Source organism: Acinetobacter tianfuensis (assembly GCF_003611465.1).
In the GTDB taxonomy this organism is placed as follows: domain Bacteria; phylum Pseudomonadota; class Gammaproteobacteria; order Pseudomonadales; family Moraxellaceae; genus Acinetobacter; species Acinetobacter tianfuensis.
Map to the genome: position 1 here is coordinate 44680 of NZ_RAXV01000023.1, position 16574 is coordinate 61253.

Here is a 16574-nt window from a genome sequence, read left to right on the forward strand (position 1 = left end):
TAATGGATCAAAACCAAGTAAATTAGGCGGAAATTGCAATACATAAATTAATGTATACTTCGTCACATAATTAAAGTGAAAAAATTTCTGGAGATGACATGAGTATTATTCAAGAATTTAAAGAATTTGCTGTCAAAGGCAATGTTATGGATTTAGCTGTCGGTGTGATCATTGGCGGCGCGTTCGGTAAAATTATTGACTCAATGGTGAAAGATATCATCATGCCTTTTATTTCATGGGTTTTAGGCGGTGATGTTGATTATTCAAACTGGTTCTTGGTTTTAGGCGACAACCCAAATAACTTGACCACACTTAAAGCAGCGCAAGATGCAGGTTTGAATGTATTGGCTTATGGTAACTTTCTGACGATTCTGATTAATTTCCTGTTGCTTGCATGGGTGGTGTTCTTGCTAGTGAAATTAATGAACAGAGTACGCCGCCAGCAGCCTGCTGAGCCAGAAGCGCCAGCTGCTACTCCTGAAGATATTGAATTGCTTCGCGAAATTCGTGATGAATTGAAACGTAAGGGTTAATTCTTCGGCAATAAAAACGGCACATTTCAGTGCCGTTTTTTTCATCTGTATAAAACGGTTGAACCGTCATAAAAAGCTAGAGATTGTCACGCAATATCACTAAGATAAGCGCTTATTTTTTAAGCTGATATGAACTGGATGAATTATTTATTTGTTTATGGAACTTTGTGCCCAAACCGTGAAAATTCACATTGGTTAGAAAATATTGGCGGTACATGGCAAAAGGCTTCGGTAAATGGTGTTGTGCATATATTAGATTGGGGACCAGATAGAGGCTTGCCTGCAATTGTTCTTGATCAAAATGCGCCGCCAGTAGCGGGTTATTGTTTTAGTACAGAAAAATTGGCACAGCACTGGGATATATTGGATGAGTTTGAAGGCATGCAATATCAGCGTGTACAAGCCATGATTCAACTTGAATCAGGGGAACAAAAAGCCGCTTGGGTTTATGAAATGAAAAACGCAGCATAGACGCTGCGTTTTAATATCAGTATTAGATGTAATCAGGCCATTTGTATTGGGGGGTTAATCCATGCGGAATTTAATTTCCAGTAAATGCCAGCCAAATTGACTTTTGATTGGACCATGCAATTCACGTTCAGGCAGAGTAAATACCGCTTTATCAATCGGGCCTACCAGCTGGCCTTTTTTGATATCGCCGAGTTCACCGCCTTTTTTGCCAGACGGGCAGGTTGAATGCTGTTTGGCAATTTTGGCAAAGTCAGCGCCGCCTTTAATTTTCTTTTTGAGCTGCTCACATAGTTCTTTGTCTTTGACTAAAATATGACGAACAATGGCAGATTTCATGCTTTGCTTCCTTTAAGGGCTTTCTTACTGAGCATTTTAACCTTTTTTAAAGGCTGGCACGCAGGGCAAAACACCGAAGCGCGTTGTCCTAGTTTGATATTTTCCAAGGCAGTTTCACAGTTGATGCACATTTCACCTGCACGGCCATAAGCCAGCAGCGTTTGCTGAAAATAGCCGTTTTCCCCCATCGCATTGCTGTAGTCACGTAAGGTAGAACCGCCTAAATCAATTGCCTGTTTTAAGATGCGCTTGATTTCGATGACCAGTTTTTCAACCTGTTCAAGGCTTAAATCCTTGGCAGGCTGTGCAGGGTGGATGCCTAAGTTAAATAAGCTTTCAGTTGCATAAATATTGCCCACACCGACAACGATATGGTTGTCCATGATGGCAACTTTAATTGCAGTGTTTTTGCTTTTAAGCTTTTGCGCTAAATATGCAGCATCAAATGTTGCGCTGAGCGGTTCAGGCCCAAGCGTATCAATCAGCTTCGTCTGTGAGTATTCATCCAGCCATAAAATGCAGCCAAAACGGCGCGGATCATGGTAGCGCAGCTGCATGTCTTCAAATTGAATAATCAGGTGGTCATGTTTACGCAGTTCTTCATGCGCATCACAAATACGGAAACTGCCTGACATACCTAAATGCCACAGCATGGTGTCCTGTTCAAACTCAGCCAAAATATATTTAGAGCGGCGTGTTAATTTCAGCAGGCGCTGCCCAGCCAGTTTGTGCAAGTCGTTTGGAATTGGCCAGCGCAGACTAGACTGACGCACTTCAACATGCTTTACCGCCTGATTGAGCAGAGGCATTAAACTGGTTTTGGTGGTTTCAACTTCTGGTAATTCAGGCATGCTGTATTTCACGGAATCGGGATGAGCTTAATATTGGGCTGCAAGCGTCAGATTGCAAGAGAAAAAGCAATTGTGCAGATCAGCATGGTGTTTTTTGAACATATTCAATAAATTTATAAACTTATGAGTCATAGCTAATGCGTTTTCATTTTTTCGGCGAGGGGCATAAATACATTTGTTTTTATGTAAGTTATTGAAATATATTTAAAAAAGTTGAGTTTAGATAAAAAATATTGAGAAATATATTATATATAAGAAAAAGTTTTTAAAATAATAAAAATTATGCAAGAAATAAATATCAATAATTATGTAATTATTCATTCAAATTTCTACAGTAGACCAACGGTAGAAAGCCGTTCTCTCAATTTCAGGTTTTTCATATGAAAAAGTTCAGCCTTGCATTTATGCCAGCGTTGCTGGCAGCAGCATTTACACAAACTCAGGCCGCAGAACAGGCATTTGATGCCAAAGGTCAATATATGCTGGGCGACTGGAACGGTAAACGGACTGAGCTTGCACAGCAGGGCATAAAATTTGAAGCCAATATTGCAGCTGATGCAGCGTATTTAGCCAATGGCGGCCGTGATGATGATCATACGGCAACTGTGGCAAGCCAGCTATGGCTGGGAACAGCTTTGGATTTGGAACAGCTGGCAGGCTGGGATGGCGTAACTGTCCGTGCAGTGATGACGGCACGTCAAGGCCAAAGTACGACTCTAGAAGACTTGCAGGATTCTTCTGCGCCTCAGTTGGGGAATGTTCAAGCAAATTATGGCCGCGGCAATCAGAAAACCCGTTTATCTGAACTGTCTATTGAAAAGAAATTTAAACAGCAAGGCTTAAGCATTAAAGCAGGCCGTTTAGGTCTGGGCATGGACTTTAACGTCATGGCCTGTGATTTTGCCAGTACTGCATTCTGCGCCGCGCAAATAGGCAAATGGCAAGGCAATATCTGGATGAATACCCCTGTGTCACAGTGGGGCGCACGTGTGAAGCAAGAGCTGAGCCCTGAGCTTGCTGTACAAGCGGGCGTATACGAATATAATCCTGAAAATGCTTTGGAACGCCACGGCTGGAACTTAGATACCGATGATGCAGATGGCCTAACCATTCCTGTGGAAGTGATTTGGACACCAAAAGCATTAGTAAATGGTTTAGCTGGCAGTTACCGCGTTGGCGCGATGTACAATACCGCTGATGATGTGAAAAATCAAAAAGATATTGCAAATCCTGCCGATGCTAAAAACCGTACTTTTGCTGGCTGGCTGGCGGTTGAACAGCAATTGACATCTACAGGTGAAGGTAAACGCGGTTTGCACAGTTTTGCTAACTTTACTTGGCATGACCGTGTGACCAATAAAGTGGATAACTCGCAGCAATTGGGTGTGAAATATATCGGTTTAACGGATCGTTTACCAAATGACATGGTCGGCTTAGCAGTCAACCGTGTGCATGTAAATGACCGCTTTGCCGCTGGCAAGCCGCAATTTGATGCAAGTGCAGAATATAACGTGGAGCTGAACTATAGCTATAATCCAGCCAAATGGCTGATGCTGCGTCCAAGCATGCAGTATGTAGTGAATCCTGGTTCAACAAATAAAGTAGATGATGCTTTTGTTTTAGGCTTAAGTTCAAAAGTAACATTCTAAGCATATGCATAATATGCATTGAACTATTGACTTAGAAATGTTGATAGATGTGATTGCAGCAGCTTCTTCGGAAGCTGTTTTGCTTGATGTACAACAGCTGCAATCAAAGCGCTAAGATAGCTTAAGCGATGCTTTCTGCAGCCGGCTTATGTATTTTCCGCCATTTGATTCTGCAGCGCTAATATTTTCTGATCTTTTAAAATACATTGATTTTTATATTCTGCAGCAGTTGCCAATTGCGCATATGAGCGTTAATTTGAAGCAGCAAAACACGTGAATAAGCACATAAGCTGAACAACAGCATCGGATTTGATAAAGAAAGATAAGCAGAGGGATGAGATGACTTTATTATTTAAGCCAATTCAATTTGAGCAGCTGCAGCTGAGCAACCGTATTATTATTGCGCCCATGTGCCAATATTCTGCTAATGAGCAAGGTGAGCTGACGTATTGGCATGAACAGCAATGGGCAAATTATGCCTTGTCTGGCGCTGGGATGTGCATTATTGAGGCAACGGCTGTACAGCCTGAAGGCCGAATCAGTTTTGCCGATTTAGGGCTGTGGAATGATTTGCAGCGTGCGCAGATGAAGGCTTTATTGGTAAAGCTGAAAACTATTTCTCCAATGCCATTTGCGGTTCAGCTGGCGCATGCAGGACGTAAAGCATCGACCGATAAGCCTTGGGGTGGGCGCGGTCAATTGGCGCCAGAACATGCACAGGGCTGGCAAACTGTTTCGGCCAGTGAGCTGCCGTTCAATCCGGCGGATCATACGCCGCATGCTTTAACGATTGCTGAAATTAAAAAAGTGGCCGCGGATTTTGCAGAAGCAGCAAAACGCGCAGTGGATGCAGGTTTTGAGCTGATTGAGCTGCATGCTGCGCATGGCTATTTGCTGCATCAATTTATGTCGCCGCTGTCAAATCAGCGTACAGATGAATATGGCGGCAGTTTTGAAAACCGTATCCGCTTCACACTGGAAGTACTGCAGGCCGTGAAAAATGCAGTGCCGCAAGGCTATCCAATTGGTGTCCGTATATCTGCGACAGACTGGATCAGCGATGCAGACAGCTGGGATATAGAATCATCAGTTGGCCTTTCTAAAGCGTTGGAACAGCTGGGAGCCGCTTATATTCATATCTCCAGCGGCGGCTTGCACGAGGCGCAAAAAATTGAGCTGCAGGCAAATTATCAAGTGCCATTTGCAGAAGCGGTGAAAAAATCCGTCAGCATTCCTGTCATTGCTGTGGGTTTAATTACTGAAGCGATGCAGGCAGAAGGTATTTTGCAGTATGAACAGGCAGATGCAATCGCTATTGCCCGCGCTGCGCTATATGATCCGCGCTGGGCTTGGCATGCAGCAGTGGAACTGGGCGAGCCGATTGCAATTGCGCCGCAGTATTTACGCTGTCAGCCGCGAGGTTTAAAGAGTCAATTCAACGCTTTTTAAGCCTGTGCAGTTTGTTTTAACGTAAGGTTTGCTTTATTGCCCGTTGTTTTGGCGGCAGTGATTACTTGGGTTTAGACCTCGGTTAAAGTGATGCTGGCCGCCTTAGATTGGACGATATAAAATGGTCTTTGATGTCATTTTTCCTATTCTTTTTTTATTGGCGCTTGGCTATATATCTGTTCGAAGTAAAGGGCTGAATCCAGAGCATATTGCGGCTTTGGGCAATTTTGTAATTAAGGCGGCGCTGCCTGTACTGATTTTTATCTCTTTAGCCGCCAAAAACGTTCAAGATATTTGGCTGCCTCAATATTTTATTGTCTATGCTGGCGTTGCATTTCTGCTGTATGGCGCAGCATTTCTTATTTGCCTGAAATATTTCCAGCAGCCATTTTCACATGCTGCAGTATTGGCTTTAGGCGCGAGCATGTCTAACACCGGCATGTTAGGGACTGCAATTTTAACCATGCTCATGGGGCAGCAGGCGCTGACTTATATTGCGCCTGTGCTGATTATCGAAAGTGTATTGATGGTGCCGCTGGTGCTGGCACTGGTGGCGATGGGGCAGCAGCAGGGCGTTCAGTCAGTTAAAGTGCTGCAGCAAACACTACTGATTTTGCTGAAAAATCCGCTTTTTATCGCTGTAGTGCTGGGACTGCTTTGTGCGGTATGGGGCATAGCTGTACCTAAATTTATGCAGCAGTCACTGAGCCTTTTGGGGCAAACGGCATCTCCGCTGGCGCTGTTTGTGATTGGCGGCGGGATTGTCGGCATGACAATGCAGCATATGAATCTGCAAAGTATTGTGCTGATTATTTTCAGCAATATCTGCATGCCGCTGCTGGTCTATGCAGGACTGCGTTTTGGCGTACATGCAGAACAGGAAATGCTTTATGCCGGTACGATTATCGCAGCGCTGCCGATGCCGGCAATGTTTGCATTATTGGGGCAAATGTATGGCTTAAAAGATAAGACCCTAACCCCGCTGCTGATCAGTACATTATTGGGTTTTGTTGTGGTTGGCATGCTGATTGCGTTTTGGTTTGGCTAGGTTTATCTGTTCAGCAGTAATAAAAAAGCCCTGAATATCAGGGCTTTTTTATTTACTTAGTTTGATGGCATCAGCTTTTTTTTGCTGGAGCCTTGCTGCCTTGTTCTGCAATCAGTTGGTTGACAGCAGCTAAAGATTCTTTGGCTTGAGGCACATTTTCTTTCGCCAAAGCTTCAAAAATTTTCTTCGCTTCTGTTAGGTTTTGCGGAATGATGTTGCCATTTACAAACATATTCGCGACTGCCATCAATGCAGGGATGTAGCCTTTTTTGGCTAAGTCCTGAATGCTGGTCAGACCTTGCTGTACTGATTTTTCATTTTTATTTTTAAAGCCCAAGCTGATGTCATAGAGCGCTTTCGCATGAATAGCTTGATTATTGCCTTTCTTAATCAGCGGATCAAGTTTTGCTAAAGCTTCTTTGTCAGAAGCAGGTTTATTTTCAGAGAACAGTAAAACGGCTAAATCAATCACGGCATCATCAAAGCCTTGAGATGCGGCCTTATTTAAGTGCTGCTTGGCTTTTACAGGGTCAGCTTTCAGGCCCATAGAACCTGTAATATAGTTTTTGCCTAAGACATAGCTGGCAACAGGGTAGCCTTTATCTGCAGATTGCTGATACAGCTGCAGCGCTTTCTTTTCATCTTTTACAGTGCCTTGACCTGTTTGGGTCAAATAAGCCAAGTTGTAAATTGCTTGCGCATTGCCTTGTTTAGCCAATTTATCTAAGGCTTGATAGGCGCCTGTCATATTATTGGCTTTCACCATGCTTTCAATTTTTTCAAATTCAGGATCAGCATTTTGTGTTTTGGCGTCTGCAGCAGCAAATTGAGATGAAAGCGCAATAAGTGCGGCCAAGAGAACTTTTTTCATTTTAAAACCTTTTTAAAACAGCCACATAATTCCATCTATGCGTGCCAGAAATGAATCTTTACTTTCTCATCATAAATAGATATGTCTGAAAGTAAAGAGTGCTTATGTGAAAAATTTTAAGCGGTATGCAGCATAGGCTGAACACTAAGCTGCGAAGCCGTTTAAAACACCGATTTATCTCGCTTTGTCAGGCATAGCGCATAATTACAGCATTTATGCTGCAGAGCAGTTTGCTTTCTTGGGTGATTTTGTTTTAATCGCTGCATGAATATACGAGTGAGTTCTTAAATGTTTATTAAAAGCATTAAGCGAAATTATGACAAAGTGAATCAGGACGACAGCATTGCGCATGAAGATAAAATTGATGCGCTGCTGATGAAGCTTGGCGCTGCGTTCTTGGTGAGCAAAGATGACCGTGTATATATTTTTGAAAAAGGCGAAACCCGTGTGAAATTTGATGCTAAACATGCGCGTGATTTTTCATTTAAAGAATATCTCTGTAAGGATATGAATAAGCTGTTTCATGATTTTTGACGGCTTAAAAATTTAGCTGTTACATACGCTTCATATGTATAAAGGGGGAGTTTTGCCCCCCTTTATACTGAGTTCAATTTAATTGAACTTTTTGAGGTCTAATAAATGCTTCAAATTCTTCTTCAGTTTCAAGACCTGCCATTCGATGTCCTAGTGAATTAAAAACAGTGGGGGTAATTGAGATATTCAGTTTTTTAGTCAAATCCATATTTTGATCAATTGGATTGCTGCAATCAGTAGATTGCTGTTTTGGTTTTTTATCCTCAATTAAATATTCTTTCCATGCTTTTAAAGGTTCTTTAGAGCACCAGATTTTTTTTGCCGTTGTTAATGCGGTTGGGTGCAGGTGAGTTAATGCAAATGGAAAAGTGTAAATCGTCATATTATCCATTTCTTCGGATATCGCTTGGAATGCTTGGCAAGCAGGGCAGTCAGGATCTGCAAAAACATAAATGACATGTTTCCCATTTCCCTTTACTTCTTTAAAAGCTTGATTCAGCGGGAGTTGCTTGGGGTTTATGGCATAGTGTTTTTGATAAATGGCATTTGTAAGGTTCAATTGATTATTGATGTCTAAAATTTTTCCTTTAATTAAATACTTGCTTTTAGCGTCCATCAAATATGTGCCTCGGGCATTCGATAAGGCATACAGTCCTTCAATTGGCGTTTTATCGATAAACTCGGGTTTTAATTCTCTAGGAAATTGTTGAGCAGCTTGATTTATTTTGTCGAGATCATCTGCAAAGCTGATTGGACTGCCTAAAACGAGCCAAGTCAGGATTGGTGCTAAAATAGTTAATTTTTTCATAATACTTAATTATTGATATTTTTATAAATATTTGCAGAATTGATAAAAAAGAACAAGCTTTATTGACAAAATTTCGCCATAAAAAAGCCCCTAAATTTAGAGGCTAATGTATCACAATATTTTAAAATTTATAGAGTTATTGCGGTCTAGCCACATCACCACTTAAACTTTCAGGCAAGTCCAAAACAGTCACTTCTAATTCTTCCAAAGCTTCAGGACGGGCAACGACAAGCGCAATATAACCGTTTTCAAAAGCCGTGCTATTGACTACTTGTACGCCTTTATTCAATTGCTCACCCAAGGCAGGCACATCGCCTGAACCTTGAATGACATGCAGCCATGCTTTCGGTTTAGCTTTAAACCATAAACGTGCAATGACTTCCTGACCCAAATAACAGCCTTTGTCATAGTGAACACCTTCACGCTGATGCAAACGAAGCTCTTGCGGCTGGAACAAAGTTTCGGTTTTTTGAACGATGAATGCTTGACCATTTTGAATAGCTGCGGCTTCCCAAGCCGCAATATCAGTCATTTCTGCTGAAAAAGTGGTCGTATCGTCAGCGAGTGTCGGAAAAACTGAACCCGCCGGTTCAAGTTTCATTTTAGAAAAAGCGCCGTACTTTTTAATGTGCTTTGAAAATTCATCAGCTTGGTCGTCAGCAGTGACAATTTCAAAATGTTCAGGATTACGCTTTGTGAGCCACAAACCGAAGTGAATACGGCCTTTCAGGTCGCAGATGGCAGTATAGCGCGCGGTATTTTCGGCCAGTGCTTCGGTGTTTAAAGTGACTTGTCCCTGCAGGAATTTTTGCGCATCTGCACCAATTAAAGTGAAAGAGGAGAAAGCTAAATTGCTCATGAATTGCTCGCTTATCTTAAATCTAATACTAAAGAATTAAGCTTATTCTCCGCTATTTTTCAAAAAAAATCATATTTAGAGTTAATATTCCAAAGTTAATGTAACTAAATGTTTCTAAAACCCCTGTTTTTGTACTTAACCATATGAAATATATGAGATTTGGGAAATGGGTTTTTGACAGTGTAGTATGCCTATCGAACAAAGATGAATTGTCTATGAAAAGACAACGCAGAAAAATGAAAGACCGAGGGCAGGAAGGCTATGAACAACAATTACCGTAAACCGCTGCAAGGCACCCAGCTAGAATACTTTGATGTACGCCAAGCCGTAGAAGATATTCAGCCAGGCGCATACGCAAAACTTCCATATACATCTAAAGTTCTTGCAGAACAATTGGTTCGCCGTTGTGATCCAGCCATTCTAGAACAATCTTTAAAAGAACTGATTTTCCGTAAACAAGACCACGATTTTCCTTGGTATCCTGCGCGTGTGGTGTGTCATGACATCTTAGGTCAAACAGCGCTTGTAGACCTTGCAGGTCTGCGTGATGCGATTGCTGATCAAGGTGGTGACCCATCTAAAGTCAATCCAGTTGTGCCAACCCAATTGATCGTCGACCACTCTTTAGCCGTGGAATACGGTGGTTTTGATCCTGACGCATTTGAGAAAAACCGTGCAGTCGAAGACCGTCGTAATGAAGACCGTTTCCACTTCATTGAGTGGACTAAAACAGCTTTTGAAAATGTCGATGTAATTCCTGCGGGTAACGGCATCATGCACCAAATCAACTTGGAGAAAATGTCTCCAGTGATTCAAAACCGTGAAGGTGTGGCATTCCCTGATACGTGTGTAGGGACAGATTCACATACACCACATACCGATGCGCTTGGCGTAATCTCAATTGGTGTGGGTGGTTTAGAAGCTGAAAACGTGATGTTGGGTCGTGCGTCTTGGATGCGTCTGCCTGACATTATCGGTGTTGAGTTTGTCGGTCAGCGTCAAGCAGGCATTACAGCGACTGATATCGTTTTAGCATTGACTGAATTCTTGCGTAAAGAACGTGTGGTTGGCGCATATTTAGAATTCTTCGGTGAAGGTGCAGACAGCATGTCAGTGGGCGATCGTGCGACGATTTCCAACATGACCCCTGAATATGGCGCAACTGCGGCAATGTTCTACATCGACCAAAACACCATTGATTATTTAACGCTGACAGGTCGTGAAGCGGATCAAGTGAAATTGGTTGAAGCTTATGCCAAAGAAATTGGTCTTTGGGCATCTGACATGAAACAAGCGGAATATCCGCGTATACTTCGTTTCGACCTTTCAACGGTAACACGTAATATTGCAGGACCATCAAACCCACATGCACGTGTTTCAACAGCTGACCTTAAAGCCAAAGGTATTGCAGGTAACTTAGACGCGGCTCGTGCGCAAGAAGCTGAAGGTTTAATGCCAGATGGTGCAATCATCATCGCAGCGATTACTTCTTGTACAAATACATCAAACCCGCGTAATACCGTAGCGGCAGGTTTATTGGCTCGTAAGGCAAATGAACTTGGCTTAGTGCGTAAACCTTGGGTGAAATCATCATTTGCACCAGGTTCTAAAGCTGCTGCTTTGTACCTTGAAGAAGCAGGTGTATTGGGTGATTTAGAAAAACTCGGGTTTGGTATTGTGGCGTATGCATGTACCACATGTAATGGGATGTCAGGTGCTTTAGATCCAGTGATTCAGCAAGAAATTATTGATCGTGATTTATATGCAACTGCGGTACTTTCAGGTAACCGTAACTTTGATGGTCGTATCCATCCTTATGCAAAACAAGCGTTCTTGGCTTCGCCTCCATTGGTTGTGGCGTATGCGATTGCAGGGACGATTCGTTTTGACATCGAAACAGATTCTTTAGGTAATGACAAAGATGGTAATCCAATTTACCTGAAAGACATTTGGCCGTCTGATGCTGAAATTGATGCATTAGTTAAAGAAGCGGTGAAGCCTGAACAGTTTAAGAAAGTGTATATCCCAATGTTTGATTTGGGTGTGACTGAAAAATCTGAAAGCCCACTTTACGATTGGCGTCCGCAAAGTACTTATATCCGTCGTCCGCCGTATTGGGAAGGGGCGTTGGCTGCACCTCGTACTTTAGCGAATATGCGTCCACTTGCGATTCTTCCTGATAATATTACGACGGATCATTTATCGCCATCGAATGCGATCATGATGGATTCGGCAGCAGGTGAATATCTACATAAAATGGGTGTGCCTGAGGAAGACTTTAACTCATATGCAACGCATCGCGGTGACCATTTGACTGCGCAACGTGCGACATTTGCCAACCCGAAATTGTTTAATGAAATGGTGGTTCGTTCTGACGGTACGATCAAGCAAGGTTCTAAGGCACGTGTAGAGCCTGAGGGCGAAGTGATGCGTATGTGGGAAGCGATTGAAACATATATGAATCGTAAGCAACCGCTCATCATTATTGCAGGTAAAGATTATGGTCAGGGTTCCAGTCGTGACTGGGCTGCCAAAGGTGTGCGTCTTGCAGGTGTGGAAGTGATTGTTGCCGAAGGTTTTGAGCGTATTCACCGTACTAACTTAGTCGGTATGGGCGTGTTACCGCTTGAGTTTAAAGCAGGTACGGATCGTAAAACGTTAAAGCTTGATGGTACTGAGTTGTATAGCGTGATTGGTAATATTGCGCCTCGTTCTGACCTGACTTTGGTGATTGAGCGTTCAACTGCCGATGGTAAGAATGAAGTGGTTCAGATTCCTGTTACCTGTCGTTTGGATACTGAAGAAGAAGTGCATGTGTATGAGGCGGGTGGTGTGTTACGACGCTTTGCACAGGACTTCTTGGAAGGGAATGTGGCTTAAGACTTTAAGCCGATATAATTGATTTTGTTGTAAAAAGACCCTACATTTATGTGGGGTTTTTTATGAATATTAAGACATGGCAGTAGATCAAAATAAAAGACAAGAACTTACTAATTTTATTTTAGAATGTATAAGGGAAGTATTTCCTGTACTTATTGATAGAATAAAGCAGAAAAAATACATTTTATCTTATAGCAATTTTCCTACGCTTAGTTTTGCAGAAAATGGTTTTCCAAGATTGAATAGCAATTCTTTTGGAAATAATGGACCTAAGGATTTTACTAGTTTATTTAGAGGTTATGGAGGAAATCCTGAGATAGATTGGAACAATTTTTCAACTTTGATAGGACTTTATAATTTTATACGTGAAGATGAGGAATTACTCAGCTACTTTGGGCTTAGTTTAAAGATTGAAGTTCCTAATATTGATTTGAATAAAAGTAATGTTCAATTTTTAATAGAAGATATTTTAGATAAATATATACATACTTATGGTTATGACTTTGATCTTGCAAATTTTTTAGAAATTATAGGGTTAAGAATTAATTTTGCATTTTTAGAAGAATTACCTATTACAATATATGTACCAATACTTTTTTTAAATTTTGATGTCGAAAAATACCATTTAATCGATGGGATAAGTATTGAGAAGTTATCTGATCAGTTACATTTGTGTAGAGCAGAAGCAAAGTCTCATAATGTATTAGTGCATGATTGTGTGCTAGCAGGGGCTACTCATGCTTTAGTCATAAAGAATTATTTTGTTAAAAATGAAAGTAAAGAAGCATATGAATGTTTATATTATAAGGATGCATATCCTAATACCATAATTCAAAATTTTTTTAGTGCATTAAGATTGGTTAATAAAGATAAAACTGGCTATGCACAGATATTCTCAGAATCTGAAAATTGGACCTCTGGATTTAAGGAAAAATTACCAAATATACATGGCTGTAGTGTCAGAGAATTTCCCAATGAATTTGAATTAGATCGTTATTGGTTATATCAAAGTTTTCCTACTGTTGATTTAGAGCAGTTAGATAAGATTAAATATTTTTATGAAAAATTAGCAAATAATAATCATAAAAGTATTCCAATAGCTTTAAAACGGTTGAATAGTTGCCTGCTTAGACATGATGAGGAAGATACAGTATTAGATGCTACGATTGCTTTAGAAGTTTTACTCTCAGACGATGGTAAGACCGAAATGACCCATAAATTAGCATTACGCATTGCAGCATTATCAAAGTTAGATAAGGAATGCAAAGAAATACCTAAGGAAATTTTTAGTAAAGTAAAAAAAATCTATTCTTATAGATCGGGTATTGTTCATGGAACTAAAGATTTAACAAAAACGAGGACTATTAAAATTCCAGAGAGTATTGAATTAAAAACCGTAGATGTTGCTATTAATATTTTAAAAATGGTTGTGAGAGTTCTACTATGTAATGAAAAATATTTAGAAGCAAAAATAATTGATGAGGAATTATTGTTGGGTGTAGACCCTAATTAGATAAATTTTCTAAATAGGTATCACAACGAAAAAAATTGGTAATATTTAATGTGGTTGAAAAACACTCAAAAAATACCTATCATAAGATATATACCAAAACTATTGGAGTAGTGCTATGACTACCGCAAAAGTTTTTATGACTGGACGCAGCCAAGCTATTCGTTTGCCTAAAGAATTTCGTTTTGAAGGTAAAGAAGTCGAAATCTTTCGCCGTGGTGACGAAGTCATACTGCGTGAAAAACCTGTTACAGCAGAATATTTATTTAAAGTATTGGCGCAAATGCCTAATGATTTTTACGCAGAAGAAAGAGTGGACGAACCACCGCAAGAACGAGAAGAGTTCTAATGCAAACACAATATTTGTTAGATACCAATATTTGTATCTATATCACTAAGCATCAACCTGAAAACGTGCGCAAGCATTTTGAAAAGCATCTACCGAATGGAAATATTTTTATCTCAGTGATTACATTGGGCGAGTTACGATTTGGCGCTGAAAAAAGCCAAAATAAAGAAAAAGCATTTAAAGTCATAGATGAATTAGCTTCAATGATTCAAGTAATGGAGCTCGATGAAAGTGTTGCAGAACACTATGCACAAATACGTAAAGACTTGACATCCCAAGGTCAAATTATTGGCAACAATGATTTATGGCTTGCAGCGCATGCGAGAGCAAATAATTGGGTCATAGTAACGAATAACGAAAAAGAGTTTTTACGCGTAGATCAATTAAAAGTAGACAATTGGGTAACAAAAACGATTTAGCGATGCTTTTATAAAATGTTCTTTAATAACGTGATAGATAAGAAAATGAATACCGTTCATGATGGTTCTAAGTAAGCAATTTGTACCATAGCCGCCATGCCTCTAACCGCTTTGCAAACGGCAATTTTTAGGAGGCATAGACGCTATACATCATACGAATGCATTAGGCTATAAATTATTCATCATTTAGAGCACATTCAAACTGTGCTGGGCTTTGTTTGCAGCGCACTTTTTTCAGTAAACTCATCATTTTTGCATCGTAAACACCAGATTTGGTCAGGGCAATACGCGCTTCACGCATTAACTTAATATATTCAGTTTGCTCTTTTGGCGGGATATGAATCCAATATTTGGCTGGAATATCTTTTTCATAATTGCCCACAATAGTAAAGGTACGGTGCAGCTGACTGGACACCCAATGACGTGATTTTTGACCAAAACCTTCAGGAAACTTATCTTTACGGATAATAAAATTGGCAGAAACTTGGGTCAGCGGAAATTTCACAATACCGCCTTGCGTACCTAAACCTCGGTATAGCTCAAGCGGTTTATAAGCCACAATAGGCGCAGGTACAATATCAATTTCACGGTTATTAAACTTTGCTCCAGCATTGGTTACATCAACAGAAACGGCTTGAGCGCCAACCTGCTGCACCAGTTGCGGCTGGGCTGCATCATAAGCAAAAACACCTATTTTTTTACCTGCAGCTTTTGCCAGTGTATTGATATTGCGGTCGGTCACAAAAATATAAGCAGGCCCGATTGTCCCCAATCCAGCAATTTCATAGGCTCCATTGACCATTTGTTTGGCATATTGAGGCCGGGATAAAAGCTGATAGGCGGTAACGGCCGCTTTCATATCGGTTAATGCGCCAATGGCATCTAAAGAACCTGTAAATTTATTGAATTGACGGCCCCGCAAGCCGCTGATAATTGCGCCATCACATTGACCAGCTTTCAGATCTTCTGCTGCAATCCGTTCATCAATATATGCACGTAACTCAATATCTGCGCCCCACTTTTTAGCCTCAAGCGCATAATCCTTGGCTAAAGCAAAACCATCGCCAGCCTTTCCGGCAGGGTCGAAAATACATACTTTTTGTTTAGCATATAGCTGAGTCGCTGTAAAAAAAGTAATCATACCTAAAAGCAATACAGAAGATTTCATTTGGCAGTCCATATTTTGATTATTGTATTGATTGAAAATTATTTTATTTGGCTGAGCTTGCAGCATAGAGTCATCAACATAAGCAAAACTATGCCGCATGACAATAACAATTCGGGCCGAATTGATGTCTAAAAAGAGAAGAACTATAAGGCAGTCAAAAAATAAATGAAAAACAGCGGTTTGTGTATTCATTCAAGCGCTGGCATAACATGCATATGCAGTTTTAAAAGGAATGTCAGCAGATTTTGAAATTATTTTTTGCAATTATGACCACATCATTTGTCGAAATGACCAATTCATCTCCATAAAACTGGGTTATACTGAATTCACCATTTCTAAAACTACGGAGAACAAAAATGGTTACTGCTGGCGAAAAACCGGGAACAGGTTTCTATTTTTGCATTCAATGTGGACATCGCGTCTACTTAGAAATTGGTACAGATCGTTTACCTCCGTGTACCAAATGCCTTGGCAATCAATTTAACAACAAAATTGCCTAAGCAGCGCCACTCAAACAGTTACCCTCTGTTTTGAATGAAAGCCCTATCAATCGATGGGGCTTTTTACTGAAAAAATAAAAATAACCTTTTCGGATTCTTTGCTATATTCGGCTTAGTTGTAAATGAATAAATTTTAAAAGCAATATGATTGATAATTTAGAGTGTGCTTTGACAGCAGCTTTCCAGCTGGCAAAAAAGAAGAGTGATAAGCAAGAGAGTGCAGGTTTAGCTTTAAATGTGTTGGATGGAAAAAAGCATAATGAGCGCAGTAAGGTATGGGTAAAATTTTTAGCCAGAGAGCTATTGAAAGTAACTCAGGCCTCTCATTCAGTTTCTGAT

The 16574-nt window shown here is 40.6% G+C and carries 18 protein-coding genes; 12 read left to right on the top strand and 6 right to left on the bottom strand.

The window, feature by feature from the left end:
- Positions 1-98 precede the first annotated feature (98 nt).
- Together mscL and D7V32_RS11040 are read left to right on the top strand one after the other, a co-directional pair.
- A complete protein-coding gene (gene mscL / locus D7V32_RS11035) occupies positions 99-533 on the top strand; it encodes a large conductance mechanosensitive channel protein MscL (protein ID WP_120402930.1) in 435 nt (144 codons plus the stop codon).
- Between the two features lie 138 nt (positions 534-671).
- Positions 672-1004, top strand: coding sequence for a gamma-glutamylcyclotransferase family protein (locus D7V32_RS11040; RefSeq protein WP_120402946.1), 333 nt, complete (start codon positions 672-674; stop codon positions 1002-1004).
- A gap of 54 nt (positions 1005-1058) precedes the next feature.
- On the opposite strand, the gene D7V32_RS11045 is transcribed toward D7V32_RS11040, so the two are convergent.
- Positions 1059-1340 carry a peptidylprolyl isomerase gene (locus D7V32_RS11045; RefSeq protein WP_067764891.1) on the bottom strand — a complete coding sequence of 94 codons (282 nt, stop codon included), beginning with the start codon at positions 1338-1340 and terminating at the stop codon, positions 1059-1061.
- The gene (gene mutM, locus D7V32_RS11050; protein WP_120402931.1) at positions 1337-2191 is read right to left on the bottom strand and encodes a bifunctional DNA-formamidopyrimidine glycosylase/DNA-(apurinic or apyrimidinic site) lyase; all 855 of its coding nucleotides are present in this window, start codon (positions 2189-2191) and stop codon (positions 1337-1339) included. Before mutM ends, D7V32_RS11045 begins: the two co-directional genes overlap by 4 nt.
- Positions 2192-2571: 380 nt before the next feature.
- Between mutM and D7V32_RS11055 the strand changes: the two genes are divergently transcribed.
- The 3 genes from D7V32_RS11055 to D7V32_RS11065 all read left to right on the top strand — a co-directional run bounded on the left by D7V32_RS11055 (position 2572) and on the right by D7V32_RS11065 (position 6337).
- Positions 2572-3840 (top strand): carbohydrate porin, encoded by a 1269-nt coding sequence (locus tag D7V32_RS11055; RefSeq protein WP_120402932.1) that lies wholly within the window; start codon positions 2572-2574, stop codon positions 3838-3840.
- A 339-nt stretch (positions 3841-4179) separates the two neighbouring features.
- Entirely contained in the window at positions 4180-5289 is a 1110-nt protein-coding gene (locus D7V32_RS11060) for an NADH:flavin oxidoreductase/NADH oxidase (protein ID WP_120402933.1), read from the top strand.
- Between the two features lie 121 nt (positions 5290-5410).
- Positions 5411-6337, top strand: a complete 927-nt coding sequence (locus D7V32_RS11065) for an AEC family transporter (protein WP_120402934.1) — start codon at positions 5411-5413, stop codon at positions 6335-6337.
- 70 nt (positions 6338-6407) lie between these two features.
- On the opposite strand, the gene D7V32_RS11070 is transcribed toward D7V32_RS11065, so the two are convergent.
- Positions 6408-7208, bottom strand: coding sequence for a tetratricopeptide repeat protein (locus D7V32_RS11070; RefSeq protein WP_120402935.1), 801 nt, complete (start codon positions 7206-7208; stop codon positions 6408-6410).
- Positions 7209-7496: 288 nt separating this feature from the next.
- Here D7V32_RS11070 and D7V32_RS11075 point away from each other — a divergent pair, with 288 nt between their 5' ends.
- Complete coding sequence (locus tag D7V32_RS11075; RefSeq protein ID WP_120402936.1) at positions 7497-7742, top strand: hypothetical protein; 246 nt, start codon at positions 7497-7499, stop codon at positions 7740-7742.
- 73 nt (positions 7743-7815) lie between these two features.
- Here the strand turns inward: D7V32_RS11075 and D7V32_RS11080 are convergent, their stop codons facing one another.
- A complete protein-coding gene (locus D7V32_RS11080) occupies positions 7816-8550 on the bottom strand; it encodes a DsbC family protein (protein ID WP_120402937.1) in 735 nt (244 codons plus the stop codon).
- A gap of 136 nt (positions 8551-8686) precedes the next feature.
- Complete coding sequence (gene ygfZ, locus D7V32_RS11085; RefSeq protein ID WP_120402938.1) at positions 8687-9409, bottom strand: CAF17-like 4Fe-4S cluster assembly/insertion protein YgfZ; 723 nt, start codon at positions 9407-9409, stop codon at positions 8687-8689.
- A 261-nt stretch (positions 9410-9670) separates the two neighbouring features.
- Between ygfZ and acnD the strand changes: the two genes are divergently transcribed.
- From acnD to vapC, 4 genes are all read left to right on the top strand, one after another.
- Complete coding sequence (gene acnD / locus D7V32_RS11090) at positions 9671-12289, top strand: Fe/S-dependent 2-methylisocitrate dehydratase AcnD (RefSeq protein WP_120402939.1); 2619 nt, start codon at positions 9671-9673, stop codon at positions 12287-12289.
- Between the two features lie 76 nt (positions 12290-12365).
- Positions 12366-13802 carry a HEPN domain-containing protein gene (locus D7V32_RS11095; RefSeq protein ID WP_120402940.1) on the top strand — a complete coding sequence of 479 codons (1437 nt, stop codon included), beginning with the start codon at positions 12366-12368 and terminating at the stop codon, positions 13800-13802.
- A 115-nt stretch (positions 13803-13917) separates the two neighbouring features.
- The gene (locus D7V32_RS11100) at positions 13918-14148 is read left to right on the top strand and encodes an antitoxin (protein ID WP_120402941.1); all 231 of its coding nucleotides are present in this window, start codon (positions 13918-13920) and stop codon (positions 14146-14148) included.
- Positions 14148-14567 carry a type II toxin-antitoxin system tRNA(fMet)-specific endonuclease VapC gene (gene vapC / locus D7V32_RS11105; RefSeq protein ID WP_120402942.1) on the top strand — a complete coding sequence of 140 codons (420 nt, stop codon included), beginning with the start codon at positions 14148-14150 and terminating at the stop codon, positions 14565-14567. Before D7V32_RS11100 ends, vapC begins: the two co-directional genes overlap by 1 nt.
- 175 nt (positions 14568-14742) lie before the next feature.
- On the opposite strand, the gene D7V32_RS11110 is transcribed toward vapC, so the two are convergent.
- Complete coding sequence (locus D7V32_RS11110) at positions 14743-15735, bottom strand: putative solute-binding protein (protein ID WP_120402947.1); 993 nt, start codon at positions 15733-15735, stop codon at positions 14743-14745.
- Positions 15736-16055: 320 nt separating this feature from the next.
- Here D7V32_RS11110 and D7V32_RS11115 point away from each other — a divergent pair, with 320 nt between their 5' ends.
- Complete coding sequence (locus D7V32_RS11115; RefSeq protein ID WP_228200210.1) at positions 16056-16235, top strand: zinc ribbon-containing protein; 180 nt, start codon at positions 16056-16058, stop codon at positions 16233-16235.
- 144 nt (positions 16236-16379) lie between these two features.
- On the top strand, positions 16380-16574 hold a 195-nt coding region (locus D7V32_RS11120; RefSeq protein ID WP_147394221.1), incomplete at its 3' end, for a hypothetical protein.